The sequence below is a fragment of the endosymbiont of Lamellibrachia barhami genome, from assembly GCF_011947365.2.
Taxonomy (GTDB): Bacteria; Pseudomonadota; Gammaproteobacteria; order Chromatiales; family Chromatiaceae; genus QGON01.
In genome coordinates this window covers 1,418,046-1,443,336 of the sequence record NZ_JAAVSH020000001.1, presented here as the reverse complement: position 1 = coordinate 1,443,336, position 25,291 = coordinate 1,418,046, and the positions used below count along the sequence as shown (strand labels likewise).

At 55.0% G+C, this 25,291-nt stretch carries 21 protein-coding genes, 3 tRNA genes and 1 pseudogene; 24 read left to right on the top strand and 1 reads right to left on the bottom strand.

Translation table 11 applies throughout. The features are described from left to right. Window positions 1-471 precede the first annotated feature (471 nt). The 4 genes from G9Q73_RS06505 to parC all read left to right on the top strand — a co-directional run bounded on the left by G9Q73_RS06505 (window position 472) and on the right by parC (window position 5,073). Complete coding sequence (locus tag G9Q73_RS06505; protein ID WP_177419071.1) at window positions 472-909, top strand: helix-turn-helix domain-containing protein; 438 nt, start codon at window positions 472-474, stop codon at window positions 907-909. 202 nt (window positions 910-1,111) lie between these two features. Further along, complete coding sequence (locus tag G9Q73_RS06500) at window positions 1,112-2,041, top strand: DUF3179 domain-containing protein (protein ID WP_369408851.1); 930 nt, start codon at window positions 1,112-1,114, stop codon at window positions 2,039-2,041. A 73-nt stretch (window positions 2,042-2,114) separates the two neighbouring features. Continuing rightward, window positions 2,115-2,753 carry an NnrS family protein gene (locus G9Q73_RS06495; protein ID WP_177419069.1) on the top strand — a complete coding sequence of 213 codons (639 nt, stop codon included), beginning with the start codon at window positions 2,115-2,117 and terminating at the stop codon, window positions 2,751-2,753. Window positions 2,754-2,820: 67 nt separating this feature from the next. Next, complete coding sequence (gene parC, locus G9Q73_RS06490) at window positions 2,821-5,073, top strand: DNA topoisomerase IV subunit A (protein ID WP_177419068.1); 2,253 nt, start codon at window positions 2,821-2,823, stop codon at window positions 5,071-5,073. Between the two features lie 119 nt (window positions 5,074-5,192). Here the strand turns inward: parC and nhaD are convergent, their stop codons facing one another. After that, entirely contained in the window at window positions 5,193-6,665 is a 1,473-nt protein-coding gene (gene nhaD / locus G9Q73_RS06485) for a sodium:proton antiporter NhaD (RefSeq protein ID WP_246345077.1), read from the bottom strand. A 333-nt stretch (window positions 6,666-6,998) separates the two neighbouring features. Between nhaD and G9Q73_RS06480 the strand changes: the two genes are divergently transcribed. The 20 genes and pseudogenes from G9Q73_RS06480 to G9Q73_RS20390 all read left to right on the top strand — a co-directional run. Continuing rightward, window positions 6,999-7,083, top strand: a tRNA-Leu gene (locus G9Q73_RS06480). Window positions 7,084-7,210: 127 nt separating this feature from the next. Then, window positions 7,211-8,503 carry a trigger factor gene (gene tig / locus G9Q73_RS06475; RefSeq protein WP_177419066.1) on the top strand — a complete coding sequence of 431 codons (1,293 nt, stop codon included), beginning with the start codon at window positions 7,211-7,213 and terminating at the stop codon, window positions 8,501-8,503. Between the two features lie 107 nt (window positions 8,504-8,610). Then, window positions 8,611-9,252, top strand: coding sequence for an ATP-dependent Clp endopeptidase proteolytic subunit ClpP (gene clpP / locus G9Q73_RS06470; RefSeq protein WP_281397565.1), 642 nt, complete (start codon window positions 8,611-8,613; stop codon window positions 9,250-9,252). 182 nt (window positions 9,253-9,434) lie between these two features. After that, window positions 9,435-10,715: an ATP-dependent Clp protease ATP-binding subunit ClpX gene (clpX, locus tag G9Q73_RS06465; RefSeq protein WP_177419065.1), complete on the top strand. Its 1,281-nt coding sequence runs from the start codon at window positions 9,435-9,437 to the stop codon at window positions 10,713-10,715. Window positions 10,716-11,024: 309 nt separating this feature from the next. Further along, window positions 11,025-13,469, top strand: a complete 2,445-nt coding sequence (lon, locus tag G9Q73_RS06460) for an endopeptidase La (protein WP_246345075.1) — start codon at window positions 11,025-11,027, stop codon at window positions 13,467-13,469. A 92-nt stretch (window positions 13,470-13,561) separates the two neighbouring features. Further along, window positions 13,562-13,912: an HU family DNA-binding protein gene (locus G9Q73_RS06455; RefSeq protein ID WP_500814663.1), complete on the top strand. Its 351-nt coding sequence runs from the start codon at window positions 13,562-13,564 to the stop codon at window positions 13,910-13,912. A 14-nt stretch (window positions 13,913-13,926) separates the two neighbouring features. Further along, a tRNA-Val gene (locus G9Q73_RS06450) sits at window positions 13,927-14,002 on the top strand. Window positions 14,003-14,007: 5 nt separating this feature from the next. Then, window positions 14,008-14,084, top strand: a tRNA-Asp gene (locus G9Q73_RS06445). A 74-nt stretch (window positions 14,085-14,158) separates the two neighbouring features. Further along, window positions 14,159-16,072 carry a SurA N-terminal domain-containing protein gene (locus G9Q73_RS06440; RefSeq protein ID WP_177419062.1) on the top strand — a complete coding sequence of 638 codons (1,914 nt, stop codon included), beginning with the start codon at window positions 14,159-14,161 and terminating at the stop codon, window positions 16,070-16,072. A gap of 264 nt (window positions 16,073-16,336) precedes the next feature. Continuing rightward, window positions 16,337-16,603 carry an RNA chaperone Hfq gene (gene hfq / locus G9Q73_RS06435; protein WP_177419061.1) on the top strand — a complete coding sequence of 89 codons (267 nt, stop codon included), beginning with the start codon at window positions 16,337-16,339 and terminating at the stop codon, window positions 16,601-16,603. A 102-nt stretch (window positions 16,604-16,705) separates the two neighbouring features. Next, window positions 16,706-17,989: a ribosome rescue GTPase HflX gene (gene hflX / locus G9Q73_RS06430; RefSeq protein ID WP_177419060.1), complete on the top strand. Its 1,284-nt coding sequence runs from the start codon at window positions 16,706-16,708 to the stop codon at window positions 17,987-17,989. A 227-nt stretch (window positions 17,990-18,216) separates the two neighbouring features. Then, window positions 18,217-18,678 carry a protease modulator HflK gene (locus G9Q73_RS06425; protein WP_304956564.1) on the top strand — a complete coding sequence of 154 codons (462 nt, stop codon included), beginning with the start codon at window positions 18,217-18,219 and terminating at the stop codon, window positions 18,676-18,678. Window positions 18,679-18,737: 59 nt separating this feature from the next. Further along, window positions 18,738-18,938 carry a hypothetical protein gene (locus G9Q73_RS06420; RefSeq protein ID WP_177419059.1) on the top strand — a complete coding sequence of 67 codons (201 nt, stop codon included), beginning with the start codon at window positions 18,738-18,740 and terminating at the stop codon, window positions 18,936-18,938. Between the two features lie 227 nt (window positions 18,939-19,165). Then, the gene (gene hflK / locus G9Q73_RS06415) at window positions 19,166-20,320 is read left to right on the top strand and encodes an FtsH protease activity modulator HflK (RefSeq protein WP_177419058.1); all 1,155 of its coding nucleotides are present in this window, start codon (window positions 19,166-19,168) and stop codon (window positions 20,318-20,320) included. Then, complete coding sequence (gene hflC / locus G9Q73_RS06410) at window positions 20,320-21,186, top strand: protease modulator HflC (protein WP_177419057.1); 867 nt, start codon at window positions 20,320-20,322, stop codon at window positions 21,184-21,186. The genes hflK and hflC overlap by 1 nt, the downstream gene beginning before the upstream one ends. Window positions 21,187-21,288: 102 nt before the next feature. Continuing rightward, complete coding sequence (locus tag G9Q73_RS06405) at window positions 21,289-21,474, top strand: DUF2065 domain-containing protein (RefSeq protein WP_177419056.1); 186 nt, start codon at window positions 21,289-21,291, stop codon at window positions 21,472-21,474. Window positions 21,475-21,482: 8 nt separating this feature from the next. Beyond that, window positions 21,483-22,664, top strand: coding sequence for an ATP phosphoribosyltransferase regulatory subunit (locus tag G9Q73_RS06400; RefSeq protein ID WP_177419055.1), 1,182 nt, complete (start codon window positions 21,483-21,485; stop codon window positions 22,662-22,664). Between the two features lie 260 nt (window positions 22,665-22,924). After that, window positions 22,925-24,220 (top strand): adenylosuccinate synthase, encoded by a 1,296-nt coding sequence (locus tag G9Q73_RS06395; RefSeq protein WP_177419054.1) that lies wholly within the window; start codon window positions 22,925-22,927, stop codon window positions 24,218-24,220. Between the two features lie 147 nt (window positions 24,221-24,367). Next, window positions 24,368-24,865 (top strand): hypothetical protein, encoded by a 498-nt coding sequence (locus G9Q73_RS06390; RefSeq protein WP_177419053.1) that lies wholly within the window; start codon window positions 24,368-24,370, stop codon window positions 24,863-24,865. Window positions 24,866-25,007: 142 nt separating this feature from the next. Beyond that, window positions 25,008-25,238: pseudogene (locus G9Q73_RS20390) on the top strand (chorismate-binding protein); the annotation flags it as partial. Window positions 25,239-25,291 lie beyond the last annotated feature (53 nt).

Sequence of the window (25,291 nt, the reverse complement as noted above, 5' to 3'; positions counted from 1 at the left end):
TGAATGGGTGAGGTCCAGATCAGAAGGATTGGCCATGGTGCCCGTAGTTATTATTCCGTATCCCGCAAGGCCGGATACTGCACCTTGGATTCTCGTTTCCGGCTCTCGTGAAAGTCAAACAAAACAAGGGATTGTTGCCAGTGTTTATTTCAAGAGGCTGGGTTTTGGGGTGTTTGGTAACAGGTGTGATTCGTTGGTGTTACCGAATGATGCGCTTTGACTTGCTTGATCCTGCTTGTTGGAAATCACATTGATTTGCTGATCTGGATCATCAATCTCCCTCATTTTTAATGTTTGGCGTCAGAAAGGGGCAGAAAATCATCCATACTATGGATAGGCGATAGATTCCTGGGCAAAGGGTCAATACAGGACAGGAGAGCGTCGTTGATTGCGGGTAAATGCGGACGGGATTTCACCTGAGGACTATAAGAATTTAGAAAAAATCGGGCGGTGTTCCTTGGGAGCGGGAACGTGAAGCAGGGTTGGGAATTTGCTAAAACCGAGGTATTGAGGGAGCGATTAAAGGATTCATTGTTACAGTCATCCGACTATCGTTATCTTCATCGATTGCACTGCGTATTGTTGGTGAACAATGGTCTGGATTCTGAGCAGGTCGCTGAATGTTTTGATGAAAATCCCCGTTCGATTGAACGCTGGGTAGAGCAATTTAAGCAGCAGGGTGAGGAGGGGCTGCTTGACGAGAAGCGGCGTGGTCGCCCGTCCACACTGGATGCAGATACACTCGCGGCTCTCGGCAGGGCGATCAAGCGCCATCCAAGGGAGTTTGGTTTTTTCAAGGCGCGTTGGGACAGCCATCTGCTGCAGAACCATCTTCAATCCAGATACCACATCAAGCTGGGATTGCGTCAATGTCAGCGGATATTCAATAAACTGAAAAGCGGGGAGTGAAATGTAGGCCTGATCAAGCGTAGCGGATCAGGAAAAATATCTCATAGTCAGACAACAAATACCGGATCCGCTACGCTTGATCCAGCCTACATATTCTCTTTATGAATCCACCAGTATCCCACCGGCGTATCTCTATATATTCCAAATAAGATAGAGCGTCTTCATTTCAATGGCCGGTCCGGTATCGATAAAACAAACCTCTGTGATCCTGTTTGCGTTGGGTCTGCTCATACTGACTCAATGTTCAGGTAGCGAAAATAATGGCTTCGATCTGAAGGATGCGCTGATACCGGTCGATGAAATCTATCATGGTGGTCCGGCAAAGGATGGTATCCCCGCTATCGATAATCCCCGATTTCAACGTGCAGACGAGGCGGTGAATCTCCGGTCGGAGATGCGGGTGCTGGGTATCAGCCGAAACGGGGTGAGCAAGGCCTATCCCGTTTCGATTCTCAATTGGCATGAGATCGTCAATGATCAGATTGGTAATGAACCGGTGGTGATTACCTATTGTCCCTTGTGCGGTAGCGGGGTGGCCTATTCCGCCAGGATGGGGGGCGGTGTTTTGCATTTTGGCGTCTCTGGTCTGCTCTACAATAGCGACGTGCTGCTCTATGACCGTGAAACTGAATCTCTCTGGTCGCAGTTGAAACATCAGGCGGTATCCGGGAAGAAAAAGGGGAGCCGGTTGAAGATGCTGGCCCTGGAGCATACGACTTGGGGGCGCTGGTTGGAACGGCATCCCGAAACCCTGGTGCTTTCAGAGGATACCGGTTATCTCCGGAGCTATGGGGTTGATCCCTATGCGGGTTATGAGAATGATGAGGGTCTCTATTTTCCGGTTGCCAATCCCGATCCACGCTATCATCCCAAGGCCCGTGTAATCGGGCTGGAGGTCGATGGTGTCTGGAAGGCCTATCCCTTCTCCGAATTGGACAAGGCCGGTGGGCGGGTCACGGATCATTTTGCCGGGAGCGACTACATTGTCAGTTATGATCGTCAGAGCCGTTCTGCCTGGGTGGAGGATCTTCAAGGTGACCTGGTGCCTGCTGTATCAACTTTCTGGTTTGCCTGGACGGCGTTCCATCCTCAGAGTCATGTCTATGTCTCCAGCCCTGAGACGAACCGTTGATATTTATCATGGCGGTTCATCGAGTGGGGTGATCGAATGAGGCTCGATTTTGAAGATCTCCCGTTAGCCGCCCATGTGTATCACCGTACTCTCGAAAAATTCTGCCAACGCCCGGCCTAAATCCAGGATTTGGCAATGGCTGACCCGAACGCCTCTGCGGCTCCTGGGCAGCGCCAGTGTGGTTTTTCTGCTGTTGGCCGCTGGAGACTACCTGCTGAGTGAGACTGTGTCTGTCTGGCTGCGTCTCAATCTGTTGTTCGGCGTCGCGCCACTTCCGTTTTTCGGTTATCTGTTGCAGCGCTATCCCGAATGGTTGAAGCGTTCGCCGGTTCCCTATGTCCGCTACGGAGCGCTCTTCTTTCTCTTTACCGCAGCGCAGGTCGCTTTTCATCTCTCCCGGCAGATTGGTGGCGAACCGGGGTTGTTCTATCTCGCGCTGCTGGCTGTTGGTTGGTACCTCGCTATCACTTCTCTGGTCGGAATCTATCGCTTTGCTCTGGATAGCCATCGTATTTCAGAGGGCTGGATCAATGGTCTGCTCTATGTCGGCGCGGCGGCGCTGCTGCTCTCTGGATTAGGCCTGATGTTGGGGGAACTCGCGCTGTCGAATGCCGGTTTCTGGCTGGGATTGGGGGGATGGTTGCTGCCGTCGTTGCTGCTTGCCGCGGTCCGTCCGCTTTTGCGGCCGGGTCAAGCGTTACATATTCCCTAAGCGCGTCACTTTCCGTATTATCTTCAGGCAATTTTTGGGCGGATATGCCCGCAACTGAATTGCCTCTATGAGCGACACCATCGATTCAACACTCGAGGGCGTGGAACAGGTCCCCCTCGGCGACTTTACCGAAAAGGCGTATCTGGACTACTCCATGTACGTCATTCTCGACCGCGCACTGCCACACATTGGTGACGGCCTCAAGCCGGTGCAGCGGCGCATCGTCTATGCAATGTCGGAACTCGGTCTGAGTGCCACCGCAAAGTTCAAAAAATCCGCCCGTACCGTGGGCGACGTGCTTGGCAAGTTTCATCCCCACGGTGACAGCGCCTGCTACGAAGCGATGGTGCTGATGGCGCAGAATTTTTCCTATCGCTACCCGCTGGTGGACGGTCAGGGCAACTGGGGTTCGCCGGATGACCCCAAGTCTTTCGCCGCAATGCGCTATACGGAATCGCGCCTCACACCCTATGCCCAGGTGTTGCTTGCGGAGCTGGGTCAGGGAACCGTGGAGTGGGAACCCAATTTTGACGGCACGTTGAAAGAACCCTCGTTGCTGCCCGCGCGTCTGCCCAACGTGCTGCTGAACGGCGCGTCCGGTATCGCAGTGGGTATGGCGACCGATATCCCACCGCACAATTTGCGGGAGGTTGCCAGCGCCTGCATCCATCTGCTGGAGACGCCGAAGGCGACCCTTGAGGATCTGATGGTCTATATCAAAGGGCCGGACTATCCCACCGATGCGGAGATCATTACCCCACCGGCAGACCTGCGCAAGATGTATGAGACCGGCAACGGATCGATTCGCATGCGTGCCCGGTTCGAGCTGGAACATGGCGATATCATTGTTACCGCACTGCCGCATCAGGTATCCGGCTCGCGCATCATGGAGCAGATCGCCCATCAGATGCAGACGAAAAAGCTGCCGATGGTGGAGGATCTGCGGGATGAGTCGGATCATGAAAACCCCACCCGGTTGGTGATCATGCCCCGTTCGAACCGGGTCGACGTGCCGCGTCTGATGTCCCACCTCTTCGCCACCACTGATCTGGAGCGCACCTACCGGGTCAATGTCAATCTGATCGGCACCAACGGGCGGCCGGCGGTGAAGGATCTCCGCACCCTGCTGGCGGAGTGGCTGGCATTCCGTACAGCAACTGTCACACGGCGTCTGCAGTACCGTCTGGATCAGGTGCTGGATCGCCTGCACATCCTTGAAGGCTTGATGATCGCCTACCTCAATATCGATGAGGTGATTGCGATTATCCGCCATGAAGATGATCCCAAGGCGGAGTTGAAAAGCCGTTTCGGTCTCTCCGACCGCCAGGCCGAGGCGATCCTCAATCTGCGCCTGCGCCACTTGGCGAAGCTGGAGGAGATCAAGATCCGCGGAGAGCAGGAGGCGCTGGAGACTGAGCGGGAGTGGTTGGAAAAGACACTGAACTCCAAGCAGCGCCTGCGTACCCTGATTCGCAAGGAGATCCAGGCCGACGCTGAAAAATATGGCGACGAGCGGCGCTCTCCCATCGTCGAACGCGAAACGGCGGAAGCGCTGGATGAAACAGAACTGACGCCCAGTGAGCCGGTGACCGTGATCCTTTCGGAGAAAGGGTGGGGACGAGCTGCCAAAGGACACGATATCGATCCGGCCGGACTCAACTACAAGGCAGGGGACAGTTACCTTGCCTCCGTTCGGTTGCGCAGTAATCAGTCTGCCATCTTCATCGACTCCAGTGGTCGCAGTTACTCTCTTCTGGCGCATACGCTGCCTTCCGCCCGTAGTCAGGGCGAGCCACTGACGGGGCGTTTCTCTCCTCCGGGTGGATCGGTGTTTTCCGCCGTGTTGGGCGGAGATCCCAAGGTTTGGTATCTGCTGGCATCCGATGCGGGATACGGTTTTCGGGTCCAGATGAAAGCCATGTTTGCCAAGAATAGGGCGGGTAAGTCGATGCTCACCCTGCCCAAGGGGGCGAGAGTGTTGCCGCCGGTGACGTTGGGGGATCCTGCGACAGACCGGGTGGTCGCCGTGACCAACGAAGGCCGCATGCTGGTTTTTCCTGTTGCCGAACTGCCGGAACTCTCACGAGGCAAGGGAAACAAGATTATCGCTATTCCAGGCAAGCGTGTGGAAGCGCGGCAGGAGTTTGTCGTGGCGCTCACAGTGGTGCCGGAGGACGGGCACCTCAAGGTTTGTGCCGGGAAACGCCATATCACCCTCAAACCTGCTGATCTGGACCGCTATCAGGGAGAGCGGGGGCGGCGCGGCAACAAGTTGCCGAGAGGTTTTCAGCGAGTCGACGGCCTCCAGGTGCCTGTTTAAATTGGCAAACGTAGGCCGGTTCAAGCGCAGCGGAACCGGCGGGAAGTGTTTCGCACAAGCCTGAATGCCCGATCCGCTACGCTTGATCGGGCCTACATCCGGGGCGGTTGATAATCCCCTTAAAACAGAGCGCTGTTGATCCAGTAATGGCACAGCACAGAGACGCAGAAACCCAGCATTATCGCAGGTGTCCAGCGCAGGTGGGCGAAAAAAGTGTAACGTCCGTAGGACTGTCCCATCAGCGCGATCCCGGCCGCTGAGCCTATGGAGAGCAGGCTGCCGCCGATGCCTGTGGTGAGGGTAACGGTGAGCCAGTCTCCGAGCGCCATTTGCGGATTCATCGCCAGTACCGCGAACATCGTCGGGGTGTTTTCCACCACGGCGGAATAGAGGCCGACCATCAGATTGGCCACGTCTGTGCCCCACTGGCCATACATCACGGCCTCGGCCATCGAGAGCCAGCCGATATAGGCAAGTCCCCCCACGCTGAGCGCGATACCGTAGAGGAACAGGATGGCGTCCCATTCAGCGCGCGATATGCGCTGAAAAACGTCGAACGGTGTTTTCTTCAAACTGGGTAGCGGACCGCCGATCCACTCCTCCTCACCGGTGTGTTCCTCGTCGTTGTGGGTCTTTTTGAGGTAGTAGCCGAAAAACTGCAGATAGGCGAGTCCGGTCATCATGCCGATGACCGGTGGCAGTTGCAGCAGGGTTTCAAAAGTCACGCTGGTGGCGATGGTGAGCAGAAATAACAACAGAATCACAGTGCCGCCCCGGAGCATCTCTATTTTTTCGACTCTGCTTTTGGGTGTGCCATGCGGGACGGCACGATAGAGAAGGGCGGCGGTCAGCAGATATCCAGTCAGCGACGGGATCAGCAGGTTGTAGAAGGACCAGAAATCGAGCGGCCCCTGACTGGTGATGATCTGGTGCTGCCAGATCACCAGGGTGGTGAGATCGCCAAAAGGGCTGAAGACGCCGCCGGCGTTGGCTGCCACCACCACATTGACACAGGCAAGCGAGGTGAAACGGGTCTCCTCGCGCCCGAGGGCAAAGACCACTGCGCCCATCAGCAGAGCGGTGCTCAGATTATCGAGCAGTGGGGAGAGGACGAAGGTGGTGAGGCCGGTCAACCAGAAGAGTGAGCGATAGCTGAAACCGTGTCCGGCCACCCAGGTTCGCAGGGCGGCAAACACCCGGCGTTCGTTCATGGCGTTGATGTAGGTCATCACCACCAGCAGAAACAGCATCAGCTCAGCGTACTTGAGCAGATAGTCCCGCACCGCTGCCTCGGCACCGTGGGCAAGGCCCAGGTATACCTCGCTCCAGCCAATGAGTCCCCAGATGAGCCCTGCCGACAGCAGCATGGGCTTGGATTTTCGCATGTCGATGAACTCTTCGAAGGTCACCGCGACAATGGCAAGGATGAAAATAGCGATGGCGGCCAATCCAGGCCACTGAAACGCAAGGTTTTCTGCGGAGGTGGATTGCATGGCCCACGCAGGGGCGCTGAACGCGGGGAGCGACAGGATCAGCAGAAAGCGGATAGGGTTGTGCCGGTGCAAAATGGCGAACTCTCGAATACGACTCAAACCGCCTGCCATTATTAGAAAATTCGCATTGACTGTACAGCTTCCCCCTAAATAGTGTCCGTCCAAAGACAACGACTCTCGCCAAGGCGCGGAGATCGCAAAGATATAACGCATTGTTAATAAGGGACAATTAATGCTTCCTTTGCGTCTTTGCGTCTCTGCGAGAGAAATATCGATGTTTCTGGATAGACACTATTGACAGGTGTCGCAGTAATCGGCGCGCTGGTTGGGGATGGAACCGAAAACGACAAGAGGGTAGTGCTGAATCATGGTTGGAGACTTATTGGTTCTGTCGGTATAATGAACGGTTGGAAATTCCATTACTGGAAAAATGCGGAAGTGGCGGAATTGGCAGACGCGCTGGATTTAGGTTCCAGTGGGGCAACCCGTGGGAGTTCAAGTCTCCCCTTTCGCACCAAATTCAGTCCTGCCGCTGATCCGGGAGTCGTGTGCCTTTAATCGGGAACCCGGCCGGCGGTGTGACGTTGTCATTACCCAACTGTTTTGAAAATCATTGGCAGTTCAGTCTGCAGGAGAAGAGATAGATGCAAGTTTCGGTTGAATCGGGTGAAGGTTTCGAGCGGCGAGTAACCGTGGAACTGCCTGCTGAACAGGTTGAACAGGAGGTGACCAAGCGCCTGAAACAGATCGGCCGGACTGCCAAGGTGGATGGTTTTCGTCCAGGTAAGGTGCCGATGGGTATGCTGCGTCGCCAGTATGGCAGTCATGTGCTGCAGGAAGTGTATGGTGAACTGATTGAGACCAGTTACAGGGATGCGATCCTCCAGGAGGGTCTGAACCCTGCCGGTCAGCCCAAGATCGAACCGAAAACCTCCGATGATGAGAGTGTCTTCTCCTACGTCGCAACGCTGGAAGTCATGCCGGTGATCGACTCGCCGAAGGTAGAGGGTATCCTCAAGCGACCGGTTGCGAATGTGGTCGACAGCGACGTGGATGGGATGATCGAAAAACTGCGGGGCCAGCGCATCACCTGGAATCCGGTCGAACGGGCCGCCGCTGATGGCGATCAGGTAAAGATCGACTTCAAGGGCATCTTGGACGGAGAGGCCTTTGAAGGTGGCAGTGCTGATGATGTGCCTCTGATACTGGGCTCCAACTCCATGATCGATGGCTTCGAGAGTGGCCTCGTCGGTGTGGAAAAGGGCGGCAACCTCACCCTGGAACTCAAATTCCCTGAAGATTACCGGGTGGAAGAGTTGGCCGGAAAGCCGGTAACCTTCGAGGTGGAAGTCAACGAAGTGGCTGCAGCAGAGCTGCCTGAGGTGAATGACGATTTTGCCAAGGAGTTTGGCTCCGAAGAGGGCGTCGAGAAGTTGAAGAGCGATATTCGGGAGAACATGGAGCGCGAACTCGACCAGCGCATCAAGGCCCGAATCAAGAGTCAGGCCATGGATCTGCTGGTGGCAAGCAATGGTACTGAGGTGCCGGTGGCGCTGGTCGACGAGGAGATAACCGCGTTGCAGGAACAGACCCGCAACCGCATGTCCACCGGTGTGCCGGGTTCCTCCATGGAGCTGCCCCGTGAGATGTTCGAGGAGCAGGCGAAACGGCGGGTGATCCTGGGGCTGCTGATTGCAGAGATTATCAAGCAGAATGAGATACAACTGGACGCCGATCGTGTTCGCAGGACCATTGAGGAGTATGCGGCCAGCTATGAAAAGCCTGAAGAGGTAGTCGAGCACTACTATGCCAACCACGAGCAGTTGGCTGCGGTGCAGAATGTGGTGCTGGAGGATCAGGTGGTTGACTGGGTGCTGGAAAACGCCCAGGTCGAAGATGAAAACACCTCGTTTTCTGCCCTGACCGACGAGGGCTGAGGCGAAAAGTGGGGTTGTTCCGCCGCCAGAATCGGGTGGTTGGAGTAATTCGGCTGAGTTGACAAGTAAGCTAAGATTTTCCGATAGGGCTAAAGGAATCAGGTGATATGACCGATAAACACCACATGGGTGGTCTTGAAACGCAGAATCTGGGGTTGGTGCCGATCGTTGTCGAACAGACGGCGCGCGGTGAGCGCTCGTACGATATCTACTCCAGGCTCCTCAAGGAGCGGGTGATCTTTCTGGTGGGGCCTATCGAAGACTACATGGCCAACCTGGTGGTGGCTCAGTTGCTCTTTTTGGAATCGGAGAATCCCGACAAGGATATTCACCTCTACATCAATTCACCAGGCGGCTCGGTGACTGCGGGACTGTCGATCTACGACACCATGCAGTTTATCAAGCCGGATGTGAGCACCATGTGCATCGGCCAGTCCGCCAGTATGGGTGCGCTGCTGTTGACGGGTGGCGCTAAAGGCAAACGTCACTGTCTGCCCAATTCACGCATGATGATTCATCAGCCGCTGGGTGGTTTCCAGGGTCAGGCTACGGATATCGAGATCCATGCCAAAGAGATCCTGCTGCTGCGCGAGCGTCTGAACACCATCATGTCCACACACACAGGCCAGTCGTTGCAGCAGATTGCCGACGACACTGATCGCGACAATTTTCTGGGTGGAGAAGATGCGGTGGCCTATGGGTTGATCGACCATGTGCTGGAGGATCGTTCCAGACAGGCTGAAGAGTGACGCTTGATTGCCTGGATGGCTTGAAAACCGGACCTTGATGCCAATTTGAATAGATAAAGGCTGAAATACACGACTAGCCCTGTTACAAGATCCGAGGGCTTGTTAAAAGGGTGTAGTAGGATAAGATTGGAATGACTGGCTTTGAAGACAAAGCAGGGTGTCCTCGCAGGAGATAGAGTGATATGAGTGGTGACAACAACGGCAAAAATGACGACGGCAAGCTGCTGTATTGCTCATTTTGCGGCAAAAGTCAGCATGAAGTACGGAAGTTGATAGCAGGTCCTTCGGTTTTCATCTGCGATGAGTGCGTGGATCTCTGCAACGACATCATCCGCGAGGAGATGCAGGAGGTTGGTGAAAAAGCCTCTGACAAGCTGCCGAAACCCCATGATATCAATGAAACCCTCGAACAATATGTGATCGGGCAGGGCCGCGCCAAAAAAGTCCTCGCCGTGGCGGTCTACAACCACTACAAGCGGTTGGAGTCCATTGGTAAGGACAGCGACATCGAGCTGGCCAAGTCCAATATCCTGCTGATCGGCCCCACCGGTTCAGGCAAGACGTTGCTGGCCGAGACCTTGGCAAGACTGCTGAATGTTCCCTTTACCATCGCAGATGCAACCACGCTGACAGAGGCGGGTTATGTGGGTGAGGATGTCGAAAATATCATCCAGAAACTGCTGCAGAAATGCGATTACGATGTGGAGAAGGCCCAGACAGGCATTGTCTATATCGATGAAATCGACAAGATCTCCCGTAAATCGGACAACCCTTCGATTACCCGCGATGTCTCCGGCGAAGGTGTGCAGCAGGCGTTGTTGAAGTTGATCGAGGGAACCGTTGCCTCGGTGCCTCCTCAGGGTGGGCGCAAGCATCCCCAGCAGGAGTTTCTGCAGGTCGACACGTCCAATATTCTGTTTATTGTCGGCGGCGCATTTTCCGGCCTGGAGAAGGTGATCCGAGATCGCTCCGAAAAAGGCGGTATTGGCTTTTCAGCCGAGGTGCGCAGTAAGGATGAGAGTCGTTCGATTGGTGAAATCATCGTCGATGTAGAGCCGGAAGACCTGATCAAGTATGGTTTGATCCCCGAGTTTGTGGGACGGTTGCCGGTGGTTGCCACACTCCAGGAACTGGATGAAGAGTCACTGGTCAGGATTCTCACTGAACCCAAGAATGCCTTGACCAAACAGTACGGCAAGCTGTTCGAAATGGAGGGCTGTGAACTTGAGATTCGGGAGGATGCCCTGACTGCCATCGCCCGCAGGGCGATGGCCCGAAAGACAGGCGCCCGGGGATTGCGTACCATCCTCGAACAGGTATTGCTCGACACCATGTATGATCTGCCCTCCATGGATGAAGTGACCAAGGTCGTGGTGGATGAGTCAGTGATAACCGGTGAGTCCGAGCCGTTGATGCTCTACGAGAGTGGAAAGCAGCAACGGATCGCCGCCTCTTCTGACTGAGACTCCTCTTTTCGGGCCAAATCCAATCGGCATTCACGGAATCCTCATTTTTTGCCGGGCAGGCCTTGAAGTTCTGCCCGGCAGCCCCAACCCTCCTGAACATGCATCGGGATAACTCCGGTCTGTTCAGCCGACTGATCTCCCTGTATTTTAGTTGCAAACATTAGGCTATTTGCGTATCAGGGATATAAAAATCAAAGGCAGGAGAGCCTTCTATGGGTGGGCCGTTGTTGCGCCGCCCAAGATTTATACCAATATTTAACCAGACGACCCTTTGTTACGCATTGGTCGTAGAGGAATAGAGCCGTTATGGGTCAAGAACAGAAGAGTTCAGCAATGATCGAAGGTCCTATGAATAGTGTCCCTGTCCTGCCGCTGCGGGATGTCGTTGTATACCCCCACATGGTGATCCCACTCTTTGTGGGGCGTGATAAATCGATCCAGGCGCTGGATGCTGCCATGGCCAGTAACAAGCAGATTCTGCTGGCTGCCCAGAAGAGCGCCGATGTGGACGATCCCGGTATCGATGACATGTACGGTATTGGCACCCTGGCGAATATCCTGCAACTGCTTAAACTTCCCGACGGTACGGTTAAGGTCCTGGTCGAAGGGGGAGCGCGCGCCGGGATCATCCGGTTTGTCGATACCGAAGAGTATTTCACCGCTGAACTCGAGACCCTTGGAGACGCCCTGGAATTGGATGCCCGGGAGACCGAGGTGCTGATGCGATCAGCCACCAGCCTTTTCGATCAATATGTGAAGCTCAATAAAAAGGTGCCGCCAGAGGTGTTGACCTCCCTGACCGGCATCGACGACCCCAGTCGCCTGGCGGATACGATTGCGGCGCATATGTCGTTGAAGCTGGAAGAGAAACAGCAGGTCCTGGAGATGGCGGACGTGCGTGTGCGTCTGGAACATCTGATGGGCCTGATGGAGGGCGAGAACGATATTCTGCAGATGGAAAAGCGCATCCGTGGTCGCGTCAAGCGCCAGATGGAGAAGAACCAGCGCGAGTACTATCTGAACGAACAGATGAAGGCGATCCAGAAAGAGTTGGGTGATCTGGATGAGGCGCCCAATGAGATCGAGGATCTCGCCAAAAAGATCGAGTCTGTCGGGATGACCAAAGAGGCCAAGAGCAAGGCCCAGGCCGAATTGAACAAACTCAAGCTGATGTCGCCCATGTCGGCGGAAGCTACCGTGGTTCGCAACTACATCGATACCCTGGTTGGGTTGCCCTGGAAAAAACGCTCCAAGATTCGTAACGATCTCGACGCTGCCGAGAGTGTGTTGGAAGAGGATCACTACGGACTGAAAAAGGTCAAGGAGCGTATTTTAGAGTATCTGGCGGTACAGCAGCGTGTACGCAAATTGAAAGGGCCAATCTTGTGTCTGGTCGGACCTCCCGGTGTAGGCAAGACGTCGCTGGGACAGTCCATCGCCCGTGCCACCAATCGTAAATTCACCCGCATGGCGCTGGGCGGTGTGCGGGATGAAGCCGAAATTCGTGGTCACCGGCGCACCTATATCGGCGCCTTGCCGGGCAAGATCATCAACAACCTGAGCAAAGTAAAAACCCGCAATCCGCTCTTTCTGCTCGACGAGATCGATAAGATGGCGCAGGATTTCCGGGGCGACCCGGCGTCGGCGCTGCTCGAGGTGCTGGATCCTGAGCAGAACCATACCTTCAACGACCACTACCTCGAAGTTGATTTCGATCTTTCCGAGGTGATGTTCGTGGCAACGGCCAATACCCTGAATCTCCCGCCGGCGCTGTTGGACAGAATGGAGGTGATTCGTCTCTCCGGCTATACCGAAGACGAGAAGGTCAATATTGCCGAACGTTATCTGGTCGATAAACAGATGGAGAACAATGGCCTCAAACCTGATGAGGTGGTGATTAGAGAGAGTGCCATTCGTGATATCGTGCGTTACTACACCCGTGAGGCGGGCGTGCGTAACCTGGAGCGAGAGATTGCCAAGATCTGCCGCAAGGTGGTGAAGGAGATTCTGCTGAAGAAGCCTAAAGGTAAGATCACAGTCACGCCTAAACGGTTGGAGCAGTATCTCGGCGTCCAGCGTTTTCGCTATGGACGCAAGGATGAACACGATGAAATCGGTCAGGTCACAGGGCTTGCATGGACTGAAGTGGGCGGTGAGCTACTGCAACTTGAGGCAGCGCTGATGCCCGGTAAGGGGCGGCTCAGTCACACCGGACAGCTGGGCGAAGTGATGCAGGAGTCGATACAGGCGGCTATGACGGTCGTCCGCAGCCGGGCAGACGGTCTGGGGCTTGAGCCTGATTTTCACCAGAAGTACGATGTGCATATCCATGTTCCGGAAGGGGCGACGCCAAAGGATGGTCCCAGTGCGGGTGTTGGGATGTGCACTTCGCTGGTGTCCGCATTGACCCGAATCCCGGTACGAGCCGATGTGGCGATGACCGGCGAGATCACTCTGCGCGGTGAAGTGCTACCCATTGGTGGGTTGAAGGAAAAGCTGCTGGCGGCGCTTCGTGGCGGTATCACCACGGTGATTATTCCGCATGAGAATGAGCGGGATCTGGTGGAGATGCCGAAGAATATTAAGCAGAATCTTGAGATCAAGCCGGTTCGCTGGATCGAAGAGGTGCTGCAGATAGCGTTGACAGAGATGCCCAAGCCGCTGAATCGAGAGGAGGCGCCCGTGGCTGGGAAGGGTGCGGTCAACGAAAAAAATGCGCAAAAAAAGGGCGCTGACCTGACAAAACACTAAACTTGGCCAAATTAAGCGGGAACCGTGGTTATAAAGCGGTTCCTGTTGCTTGACAGGCCAATGAGCAGCCGGTATAAAATCCCGGCGATTGCATGCTCCAGGTAAGGAGTCATAACAGAATATTTTTCGACGACGGTGTAACCCGGAGTCAGCCAAAGGGGAAACGATTAATGAACAAAGCCGAATTGATAGATGCTATGGCGGATGCCGCTGATATTTCCAAAGCAGCGGCAGGTCGTGCGCTGGATGGCATGGTTGATGCCGTTACCGGAGCCATGAAGAGTGGTGATCAGGTCTCTCTGATTGGGTTTGGTACCTTCTCTGTGAAGGCGCGCGCTGCGCGTCAGGGCCGCAACCCACAGACAGGTGAGACCATTCAGATCAAGGCATCTAACATTCCTTCTTTCAAGGCTGGTAAAGCATTGAAAGATGCCGTAAACTAGCGCGCCTTCACTTGGGGTGCTTAGCTCAGCTGGGAGAGCATCGCCCTTACAAGGCGAGGGTCGGGGGTTCGATCCCCTCAGCACCCACCATATCTGGAGCGGTAGTTCAGTTGGTTAGAATACCGGCCTGTCACGCCGGTGGTCGCGGGTTCGAGTCCCGTCCGCTCCGCCAATATCGAAGCGAACGCGGGGTATCATCTGATACCCCGTTTTTGTATCCACTCAAGCATTCAACGATAAGCCAATATGTTACAGGCAATTAGGGATAAGGCTCAGGGCTGGTTTGCCTGGGGCATCGTCATTCTTATTAGTATTCCTTTCGCACTTTGGGGTATCCAGGAGTACCTGGGTGTCGGCGCCGAGCCGGTAGTGGCCACTGTTAATGGTAAGGAGATCACCGACCGTGCACTCAATAGCCGTTACCAAAATTTCCGTCAGGATTTGCGTCAGCGTCTTGGCGCCGCTTACCGCCCGGAACTGTTCGACGATGCGCGTATGCGTAAGGAAGTGCTGCAGGAGATGATCCGCAGCGAGGTCATCCTGCAGGCATCCTACGATATGGGACTTCGTGCGGGTGATCGGCTGGTAAGGTCGGCGATTCTCGGCATGCCCACGTTCCAGAAGAGCGGCCGCTTTGACCAGGAGACCTTCGAGCGGGCTGTGAGACTGCAGGGTACCAGCGCAGCGGGATTCGAAGAGCGAATCCGTCGCATTCTGCTTTCGGAGCAGTTATCACAAGCGGTCAATGGCACCGCATTTGTTACCGACTTCGAACTTAAAGAGAAGATTCGTTTGCAGGATCAGGCTCGCGAATTTGCCTTTTTTGCGGTGCCTTGGGCGAAATTCGCCTCGGATGAAGCTATCTCCGATGCATCTGTCCAGGCTTACTACGAAAAACATCAGCAGAATTATCGCGTCCCTGAACAGGTAAAGCTCGAATATATATTGCTCGACGCAGACTCCCTCAGTGCGACGATCGAGGCGGATGAAGCGGTCTTGCACGGCTATTACGACGATCATCTGGAGAATTACGGTCGTCCCGAACAGCGTCGCGCCAGCCATATCCTGGTACTGGTTGGGGCGTCTGGTGACGAGAGCGAAGTCGACGCAGCCCGTAAGAAAATTGAAGCGTTGAAAGCGCGTGCTGAGCAGGGTGAAGATTTTGCTGAATTGGCAAAGAGTGCATCACAGGATCCCGGCTCTGCGGCCAATGGCGGTGATCTCGGCTTTTTCGGCAAAGGCATCATGGATCCCGCTTTCGAAACGGCCACCTATGCATTGCAGGATGGAGAGTTAAGCGCGCCTGTGCGCAGTGCCTTCGGTTTTCATCTGATTAAACTCACCGGTATCAAGGCGGGTGATGTTAAATCTTTTGAAGAGGTCAGGGATGAGGTTACCAAGGCTTATAAGCGGGGTGAGGCGGAGCGTATCTATTATGAGTATGCAGAGCGGCTTGCCGACCTCAGCTATGAAGATCCCGGCAGTCTGGAACCTGCGTCAAACACGCTTGGGCTGGATATCAAGCAGAGTGATTGGATCGGTCGTGAGGGTGGGGCCGGTATACTCGCTTTTCCTAAACTGCTTGGTGCCGCATTCAGCGAGGATGTTCTGAACGAACACAACAATAGTGAGCTGATTGAACTGGACCAGAATCAGTCGGTGGTGCTGCGCGTTCTTGATCACAAAGAGGCCGCTTATCGGGCGCTTGATGAGGTGAAGGCAACGATTGTTGCTGCAGTCCGCAATGAGCAGGCCGAGAAGCTGGCGAAAGCAGAGGCGGAGAAGCGTGTCGGACGATTGAAGGCTGGAGAGCCGATCGATGCCGTGGCTGGTGAATTTGAGCTTACGAAACCCGGTGCTGTGAAAAGGCGCGGTACAGAGGTTCCGTTAAAATTGCTGGCCCAGGTGTTTCGTACGCCTAAACCTGCACCGGGCGAGGTTGTGTCGGGTGTAACCCGGCTTGGTGATGGCGATTTCGCTGTCTTTAGTCTGTCTGCAGTCGTGGAAGGCTCGGTGGATTCGCTTGACCAGGCGCGAATCGCCCAGGAAAAACGCACTTTGAGCAATTATTACGGAAGGCAGTCCTTCGAGGACCTTGTAAAGGATCTGCGTGAAAGGGCGGAAGTCACTGTGACTGTGACTCAATCTGAGAGCGAATAGGTTTCACCATCCAGAGGATCGAGGGAGGCTTTGATTCTTCGGTTGATTAGCCGTTTCTGAAACAATCCGGACTGAAACAGCGGTAGCGAATTTGCTTGTTTCCCGATGTGCTACAATTTCGCTGTATGGGGGGACACACAGCAGTATCGTCCGGATAGTGGTTGTTTCTGTTAGTGTGTTATTTTTACCAGCGGGATGATCCGTGGTGATTGTTGATCTCTTCGGCTATTCAAAGATTATTACAAGATAACAAGGAGAACTGTGATGTCCAAAGGGCAAAGTTTACAAGACCCTTTTTTGAACGCACTGCGGAAAGAACGAGTACCGGTCTCCATTTTTCTGGTGAATGGCATCAAGCTCCAGGGGCAGATCGAATCCTTTGACCAGTTTGTCGTGCTACTCAAGAACAGCGTGAGCCAGATGGTCTACAAACATGCCATTTCGACGGTGGTCCCTGCAAGGAACATTCGCATCCAGCACAACGACACAACGCAAGAAGACGAGTCGGCGTCGCCTGTGGGTAATTTTTGATTTTTTCTACACGAAAAAAAGGCCGGGCAGGCTGTTTTGAGGTGATTGCCCGGTTCTTCCTCCAGGCCATATATCACACCGTAAGGTCTGTATCCGCCGTTTATGTTTGAACGTCCCAAGTCCGGAGAACGCGCCGTTCTGGTGCACATCGATCTGGGTGGTGTAAGTGATCCCGATGAAATCGACGAGTTCACTGAGCTGGCCGTTTCCGCTGGTGCTGATCCGGTGGAATTTATCACCGGCAGTCGGCGCAGCCCGGATCCCCGTCTGTTTGTCGGCCGCGGCAAAGGGGATGAGATCAAAGATGCCGTGGCGGGGACCAACGCCGAGTTGGTTATCTTCAACCACACCCTCTCTCCCAGTCAGGAAAGAAATCTCGAACGGGAGTTCGGCTGCCGTGTGGTGGACCGGACAGGTCTGATTCTCGATATCTTTGCCCAACGCGCCCGTTCATTCGAAGGCAAGCTGCAAGTCGAGCTGGCCCAGCTGCGGCATCTCTCAACGCGACTGGTTCGGGGCTGGACCCACCTGGAACGGCAGAAGGGCGGTATCGGTCTGCGCGGACCGGGTGAAACGCAACTTGAGACAGATCGGCGATTGCTCAATCAGCGCATTGACCAGATCAACCGGCGGCTGGCTCGTGTGGAATCCCAGCGGGCTCAGGGGCGACGTGGGCGGGCGCGGGCCGACATTCCCACGGTTTCGCTGGTAGGTTATACCAATGCGGGAAAGTCCACCCTCTTCAACACCCTGGTGGGATCGGGTGTCTATGTAGCGGACCAGCTATTCGCCACCCTCGACCCGACGCTGCGGCGACTGGATCTGAAGGGGGAAGGTTCCATTGTGCTGGCGGATACCGTGGGGTTTATCAGTAACCTGCCCCACGATCTGGTTGCGGCCTTCAAATCCACTTTGCAGGAGACGACGGAGGCTTCATTACTGCTCCATGTGGTGGATGCTGCCAGCCATCAGCGGGATATGTGTCTGACCGAAGTGAATGACGTATTGCAGCAGATTGGTGCCGATGAGATCAGGCAGATCGAAATATACAACAAAATCGATCTGTTGGAGAGTGTGACGCCTCGCATCGATCGCGACGACGAAGGAAATGTGCTGCGGGTTTGGCTCTCTGCCAAGACCGGCGCGGGGCTTGATCTGCTGTTACAGGTACTGGCTGAATCTTTCAGGCAAGCGCATGTACAGCAACGGGTGGTGCTCAATGCAGGGGATGGACGCCTGCATGCAATACTCCACCAACGTGCCGAGGTTTTGTTGGAAATTGGCACCGATGCTGGTGGTTGGGAGATGGAGTTTTCTATCGCAAAGCGGGAGTTTTCACGTCTTCTGAAGGAAGAGCCCCTGTTCGAATCACGGATTCAAACATAGTTGTATTCGTTCCCCTAGGGCCGTCAGGCTGGTAGAATGCCAGCCTGACGATTGAAGTGTGTGGTAGGTATGAGTATCGGTGGAAGTGGCCTGTAGCTGTTTTTTTCCTGATTTCATAAACTATCACCTTGAATTTATTTTATTTCGCCCCGATGTAAGGGTTTCAGACACTCTGTCTGGAACAGAGTGTGGCGAACGTTTTTCTACTGATATATTGGGAGTGGCCGATGGCCTGGAATGAACCGGGTGGTGGAAATAAGGATCCCTGGGGCGGTAAAGGTGGCGGCCAGGGTCCGCCGGATCTGGATGAAGTGGTAAAGAAGCTTCAGGAGAAGTTTGGCGGCATGTTTGGCGGTGGGGGCGGTAAGTCCAACGGCTCGGATTCCGGCGGTGGGATCAGTCTTCCCGGCGGTATTGGTATCGGGGCGATTGCTCTGGTCCTGCTGCTGATATGGATGGCCACCGGCATCTACATCATCGAACCGGCTGAACGTGGCGTGATCTTGCGTTTTGGCGCTTATTCCGAGACGACTCAACCGGGACCTCACTGGCATCTCCCCTATCCGATTGAAGAGGTCTACAAGGTCAATGTCGATCAGATTACCTCATTCCGGCATATGACGATGTTTACGGATGAGACATCGTGGATGTCGATGACGGTTCAGTCCCGTATCCGGTGGACGCGGTAACCATCTGTTCCAGGATCAGAACCCGGAGAATACCATCCGGCGATGCCATTGAGACATCGGTGCTGAAGTCATCGGCAAAAAGTGATCTCGATTTCATCATGACCGAAGGGCGCGGCAAAATACTCCACCAACGTGCCGAGGTTTTGTTGGAAATTGGCACCGATGCTGGTGGTTGGGAGATGGAGTTTTCTATCGCAAAGCGGGAGTTTTCACGTCTTCTGAAGGAAGAACCCCTGTTCGAATCACGGATTCAAACATAATTGTATTCGTTCCCCTAGGTCCGTCAGGCTGGTAGAATGCCAGCCTGACGATTGAAGTGTGTGGTAGGTATGAGTATCGGTGGAAGTGGCCTGTAGCTGTTTTTTTCCTGATTTCATAAGCTGTCGTCTTGAATTTATTTTATTTCGCCCCGATGTAAGGGTTTCAGACACTCTGTCTGGAACAGAGTGTGGCGAACGTTTTTCTACTGATATATTTGGAGTGGCCGATGGCCTGGAATGAACCGGGTGGTGGTAATAAAGATCCCTGGAGCGGTAAAAGTGGCGACCAGGGTCCACCGGATCTGGATGAAGTGGTAAAGAAGCTTCAGGACAAGTTCGGTGGCATGTTTGGCGGTGGGGGCGGCAAGTCCAACGGCTCGGATTCCGGCGGTGGGTTCAGTCTCCCCGGCGGTATTGGTATCGGGGCGATTGCTCTGGTCCTGCTGCTGATATGGATGGCCACCAGCATCTACATCATCGAACCGGCGGAACGTGGCGTGATCTTGCGTTTTGGCGCTTATTCCGAGACGACTGAACCGGGACCTCACTGGCATCTCCCCTATCCGATTGAAGAGGTCTACAAGGTCAATGTCGATCAGATTACCTCATTCCGGCATAAGGCGACGATGCTGACGCGTGATGAGAATATCGTGGATGTCGAGCTGACTGTTCAGTCCCGTATCCAGGACGCGGGTGACTATCTGTTCCAGGATCAGAACCCGGAGAAGACCATCCGCGATGCCATTGAGACATCGGTGCGCGAAGTCATCGGCAAAAGTGATCTCGATTTCATCATGACCGAAGGGCGCAGCAAAGTTGCAGCTGACATTAAAGCCAAAGCGAAAGCGATGCTTGTCTTCTATAAGACCGGTTTGGAGATCACCAGTGTGAATACCCAACCGGCCAAGCCGCCGGAGCAGGTGAAGAGCGCCTTCGATGATGCTATCAAGGCCCGCGAGGACAAGGAACGGCTGGAAAACAAGGCGGAGGCATATGCCAACGAGATCGTGCCGCAGGCACGTGGTGAAGCGGCACGACAGATAGCGGATGGTAAAGCCTATCGAGACCGGGTCATCGCCGAGGCGGAAGGTGAGGTCAGCCGCTTTCTGGCAGTACTGAAAGAGTATGAAAAGGCGCCCAGGGTTACCCGGGAACGTCTCTACATCGACGCGGTTGAAACCGTACTCAGTCAAAGCAGCAAGGTCATGCTGGATACCAAAGAGGGCAACAGCCTGATGTATCTGCCGTTGGACAAGATGATGGGTGGGACCGACACTGGCTATCAATCCAGCGGTCGTGGCGGTTACACGCCTGAGACGGCCAGAAATCAGGCGCCGACAACACAAGCCTATGACCAGAGCCGTGGCAGGAGGGTGCGTTAATGAAGAACAGTAAATTGTTGATTCCGCTGATTGCCGTGGTTGCCGTCGCTGTTTACGCTTCGACATTCGTTATCAACCAGTGGGAGATGGCGCTCAAGTTGCGATTGGGTGAGATCGTCGACAGCGACTATGAGCCGGGTCTGCACTGGATGGTGCCGGTGTTGAACAACGTGAAGAAATTCGACGGCCGTATTCAGACCCTGGATGCCCGTCCCGAGCGTTTTCTGACCATCGAGAAGAAAGACGTTATCGTCGACTCCTTCGCCAAGTGGCGTATCTCCAATGTGGCGCAGTTTTACCGCTCTACCGGTGGCAGCGATGCCAAGACCTCTCGTCTGCTGGCGGAACGCATCAATACCAGTCTGCGTGATGAGTTTGGCAAACGGACCATTCAGGAGGTTATCTCCGGTGATCGTGCGGAGATCATGGCGCTTCTGACCAAGGATTCGGATGCCAAGGCGGCAGAGTTGGGGGTCGAGATCCTCGATGTGCGCGTCAAGCAGATCGACTTGCCGCCGGAAGTGAGTGAATCTGTCTATGAGCGTATGCGCGCCGAACGCGAGCGGGTGGCCAGGGATCTGCGGGCAAAGGGTGGCGAGGCATCGGAGAAAATCCGTGCCGAAGCGGATCGGGAACGGGTGGTCATAGTTGCCGATGCCTTTCGTGAAGCGGAGCAGTTGCGAGGCAAGGGTGATGGTAAGGCGGCAGAGATCTATGCCAAGGCCTATCAGCAGGATCCCGAGTTCTATGCCTTCTATCGCAGCCTGAATGCCTATAAGAAGAGCTTCAATAACCGATCCGATGTGATGATATTGCAACCGGATTCTGATTTTTTCCGCTACCTCAAGAACCGCCAGGGGGAATAGACAAGACTCTCTGGCTTTGGGACAATAACGGCGATCCACTGAGAAGATGCAGTGGATCGCCAGACAGGACCGGGATGATCCCGGTTTTTTTATGGAAAAGAGATGTGGCACGATTTGTGGGTTGCACTGGCCTTGCTGCTGGTAATCGAAGGTATTTGGCCTTTTATCAGTCCGGACGGCATGCGTAGAATGATGGCGGCCATCGCACAGCAGGAGAATCGTTCCCTGCGGGTCAGCGGCTTTATCAGCATGCTCTGCGGTGTAGCCCTGCTCTATCTGGTAAATTGACGAAACCGATGGAAAACGAGCGCTGGATACTGCCTGACGGCATTGAAGAGGTACTCCCCCCGGAGGCGGGCGTTATTGAGCGCAAGCGCCGGGAACTGCTGGATCTGTACCATAGCTGGGGCTATGCGTTCGTTATCCCGCCGTTTGTCGATTTTCTCGACTCCCTGCTGACCGGTACCGGCAGCGATCTCGATCTGCAGACCTTCAAGCTCACCGACCAGTTGAGCGGCCGTATGATGGGGGTGCGCGCCGATATCACGCCTCAGGCGGCGCGCATGGATGCCCACCATTTCAGCAGTGACGAACCGAACAGACTCTGCTATCTGGGTACTGTCCTGCACACCCGCAGTGATGGCTTTGCCGGTACCCGCAGCCCGTTGCAGATTGGTGCCGAGCTATACGGCCATGCCGGCGTCGAGAGCGATATCGAGATCCTGCGTTTGATGATGAAGACCCTGGAGATGACCGGGGTGCAGAGCGTCTATCTCGATCTCGGCCACGTCGGCATATTCAACGGTCTGGCCAGACAAGCGGGATTGAACAAACATCAGGAGGCCGCACTGTTTGATGTCTTGCAGCGCAAGGCGTTGCCGGAAATCAATGAGTTGCTGCACACCTTCGAGCTGGACGAAAGCCACGCCGCCATGCTCTCCAAGCTGGCTGAGCTCAACGGTGATGGTGCACTTGCCGAGGCGGCTGAAGTCTTGCAGGCGGCGGATGAGCCGGTGCGCGAAGCCTTGGCTTATCTTACCAAAATGGCGGAACAGATCGCGGTCTGGCTGCCCAATGTCCCGGTGCATTTCGATCTGGCTGAGCTTCGTGGTTACCATTTTCATACCGGGGTGGTGTTTGCCGCCTTCGTGCCTGAGCGCGGCAAAGAGATTGCCCGAGGCGGTCGTTACGATGATATCGGCAAGGTCTTCGGCAGGGCGCGGCCTGCAACAGGATTCAGCACCGATCTCAAGACATTGATGCTGATGGCGGCTCAGGAGAGGGACATTCTGGATGAGCCTGCGATCTTTGCGCCCTGGTCCGGGGACCTGGTACTGCAAGAGAAGATTACCTTTCTGCGGGCGGCGGGACGACGCGTTATCTGCGCCCTGCCCGGACAGCAGGGTGGAGCCAGGGAGATGGGCTGCAGCGAAGAGCTGCGTTTGGAAGGGGATAGCTGGGAACTACACCCGGCTTAGCCGGTAAGGGTCGGAAACACTATTTTAACCACGAAACGCACGAAGTACACGAAGGAAATTTTTTGTTGATCGAGCTCTTACCTTAGTGCTCTTCGTGTTCTTTGTGGTTAGTTATGGGTTTTCGGATAGGCACTAATTTAGAGAATTACTCTCGGTCTTTTGAGACTCTGGGGTTGTATGGTCGGAATAACCGAAGTGGTTTTCCGGTGAGTGATTTGCGGGTATAAAAACCCGGTTACTAGGTTTGATTGAGAACAGCCATGGGCAAAAATGTCGTAATTATCGGTACCCAATGGGGTGATGAAGGCAAGGGCAAAGTCGTCGATCTGCTCACCGACAAGGCGTCAGCCGTCGTGCGATTTCAGGGTGGCCATAACGCGGGTCATACACTGGTGATCGATGGTAAACAGACGGTGCTTCATCTGATTCCCTCCGGTATTCTGCGTGAAAATGTCCGCTGCCTGGTGGGCAATGGTGTGGTGCTCTCCCCCGATGCGTTTCTGAATGAGGTCGATATGCTGGAAGCAGGCGGTATTCCGGCTGCCTCCCGCATGGGCATATCTGAATCCTGCCCACTGATTCTGCCCTACCACGTCTCTCTCGACGTGGCCCGGGAAAAGGCGCGCGGCAAGAAGGCGATCGGCACCACCGGTCGCGGTATCGGCCCCGCCTACGAGGACAAGGTCTCTCGTCGTGGCATACGTCTGGGCGAGATCTTCGATGCCGACCATATCGCCAACCGTCTGCGTGAGGTGATGGACTACCATAACTTTGCGCTGAAGAATCTTTTTGAGTACGAGACCGTCGACCATCAGCAGGTGCTTGATACCCTGCTCTCTCAGGCAGAGAGGCTCAAGCCTATGGTAGAGGATGTTACCGGCACCCTGCATCAGATGCGGCGTGAAGGTAAGAGCGTGATGTTCGAGGGTGCCCAGGGCGCTCTGCTGGATATCGATCACGGTACCTATCCCTATGTGACTTCATCGAACACCACTGCCGGTGGTGCCGCTTCCGGCACCGGCGTCGGTCCACGTTACATCGACTATGTGTTGGGCATCGTCAAGGCTTATACCACCCGTGTTGGTGCAGGCCCCTTTCCGACGGAGCTGTTTGATGACGATGGTGAGCACCTCGGCGTCAAGGGGCACGAATTTGGCGCTACGACTGGACGTAAGCGCCGTTGCGGCTGGCTCGATGTTGTCGCCCTGAAGCGCTCCCTCGACATCAACAGTGTCACCGGCATCTGCATCACCAAACTCGATGTGCTGGACGGTATGGAGACGATCAAGATCTGCGTCGCCTACCAACTGGGCGGCGAAGAGGTAACAACGCCGCCGGTGGGCGCGGATCGTTTTGAAGAGTGTGAACCGGTCTATATCGAAATGCCGGGATGGACTGAGTCGACGGTCGGTGTTACAGATTTTGCGGCGTTGCCCGTGGCGGCGCGCAACTACCTGGCTAAGGTTGAGGCGTTGTGTGATACCCCGATCGATATCATCTCTACCGGACCCGACCGCAAAGAGACGATCATTCGTCGTCACCCCTTCGAGGTCTGATCTGGCTAAATCCACCTTTCCCTGCCGGGAGGGGGACGTAGGCATGATCAAGCGTAGCGGATCAGGCAAATCACTCGCTACGGCAAACGATGTTTGCCGGTTCCGCAAGCTTGAACCGGCCTACGGTTGCATACGGTTCACTCCCCCATGACACTTCGAATTCAACGCCTGCCATTTTTCAGGGACAGTGCGCGGCTGTTCGAGTCGATCCGCGATCTCCCCTGGCCGGTCTTTCTCGACAGCGCCTATCCAATGACGTCTCAGGGGCGTTACGATATCCTCGCCGCCGATCCCACCGTGAGACTGGTAACGCGTGGGGAGAAGACAGAGATAAATACCCGCAACGATTCCACGGTTTCCAGCCAGGATCCGTTGCAACTGCTCTATCGTTATCTTGCGCCTAAGCAGCAGCCTCCCGACACTGATCTGCCCTTCACAGGTGGGGCCATCGGCTGGTTTTCCTACGATCTGGCGCGCCGTTTCGAAAAGCCGCCGGTATTGGCGGATGATACCGATGGCCTCGCCGGAGATGGTTATCGCATCTACGACGGGCGTAGGTCATCGATCATCGCTTTGAGAACTCCTGGCTTGTGGGTAGATGCGGCAAAACTGGAGAGAACTGGGATCGGCTGGTCGATGAATTGAGCAGACCTCAAACGTCATTACATCCGAGCCCTTTCGCCGACGGATATCCGCTCAACCTGACGGAGAGTGCTCACCATGATGCTTTTCAGCGCATCCAGCGCTATGACCCGAGGGTGATCGCTATCGTCAACTTGCCCAGCGTTTCGATGCAGAGGCAGGGGTGCCCTGGGAGGTCTACAAACGCCTGCGTAGCGTCAACCCGGCGCCATTCTGTGCCTACCTGGAGTCTCCCCTACGCCGCAATTTGAGCTCTTCGCCTGAGCGTTTTCTGCATCTCTACGGACGGCATGTGGAGACTTGTCCTATCAGTTGCACGGCGCCACGCCAGAAAATCCCGGCAGACCGACTTCTGGTGAAACTTAAAAAACAGTGAAAAGGATCGGGCCGAAAACCTGATGAGCAATACGTAACTGAACGAAGCACTTT

Excerpts from the sequence above, each read along its gene's own strand:
- G9Q73_RS06395 (WP_177419054.1), top strand. The coding sequence starts at position 22,925 with ATGGGCAAAAATGTCGTAATTATCGGTACCCAATGGGGTGATGAAGGC.
- G9Q73_RS06400 (WP_177419055.1), top strand. The coding sequence starts at position 21,483 with ATGGAAAACGAGCGCTGGATACTGCCTGACGGCATTGAAGAGGTACTC.
- G9Q73_RS06440 (WP_177419062.1), top strand. The coding sequence starts at position 14,159 with ATGTTACAGGCAATTAGGGATAAGGCTCAGGGCTGGTTTGCCTGGGGC.
- tig (WP_177419066.1), top strand. The coding sequence starts at position 7,211 with ATGCAAGTTTCGGTTGAATCGGGTGAAGGTTTCGAGCGGCGAGTAACC.
- hflC (WP_177419057.1), top strand. The coding sequence starts at position 20,320 with ATGAAGAACAGTAAATTGTTGATTCCGCTGATTGCCGTGGTTGCCGTC.
- G9Q73_RS06455 (WP_500814663.1), top strand. The coding sequence starts at position 13,562 with ATGCTCCAGGTAAGGAGTCATAACAGAATATTTTTCGACGACGGTGTA.
- lon (WP_246345075.1), top strand. The coding sequence starts at position 11,025 with ATGGGTCAAGAACAGAAGAGTTCAGCAATGATCGAAGGTCCTATGAAT.
- G9Q73_RS06425 (WP_304956564.1), top strand. The coding sequence starts at position 18,217 with ATGGCCTGGAATGAACCGGGTGGTGGAAATAAGGATCCCTGGGGCGGT.
- clpX (WP_177419065.1), top strand. The coding sequence starts at position 9,435 with ATGAGTGGTGACAACAACGGCAAAAATGACGACGGCAAGCTGCTGTAT.
- G9Q73_RS06390 (WP_177419053.1), top strand. The coding sequence starts at position 24,368 with ATGACACTTCGAATTCAACGCCTGCCATTTTTCAGGGACAGTGCGCGG.
- hflX (WP_177419060.1), top strand. The coding sequence starts at position 16,706 with ATGTTTGAACGTCCCAAGTCCGGAGAACGCGCCGTTCTGGTGCACATC.
- hflK (WP_177419058.1), top strand. The coding sequence starts at position 19,166 with ATGGCCTGGAATGAACCGGGTGGTGGTAATAAAGATCCCTGGAGCGGT.
- hfq (WP_177419061.1), top strand. The coding sequence starts at position 16,337 with ATGTCCAAAGGGCAAAGTTTACAAGACCCTTTTTTGAACGCACTGCGG.
- G9Q73_RS06405 (WP_177419056.1), top strand. The coding sequence starts at position 21,289 with ATGTGGCACGATTTGTGGGTTGCACTGGCCTTGCTGCTGGTAATCGAA.
- parC (WP_177419068.1), top strand. The coding sequence starts at position 2,821 with ATGAGCGACACCATCGATTCAACACTCGAGGGCGTGGAACAGGTCCCC.
- G9Q73_RS06495 (WP_177419069.1), top strand. The coding sequence starts at position 2,115 with ATGTGTATCACCGTACTCTCGAAAAATTCTGCCAACGCCCGGCCTAAA.
- clpP (WP_281397565.1), top strand. The coding sequence starts at position 8,611 with ATGACCGATAAACACCACATGGGTGGTCTTGAAACGCAGAATCTGGGG.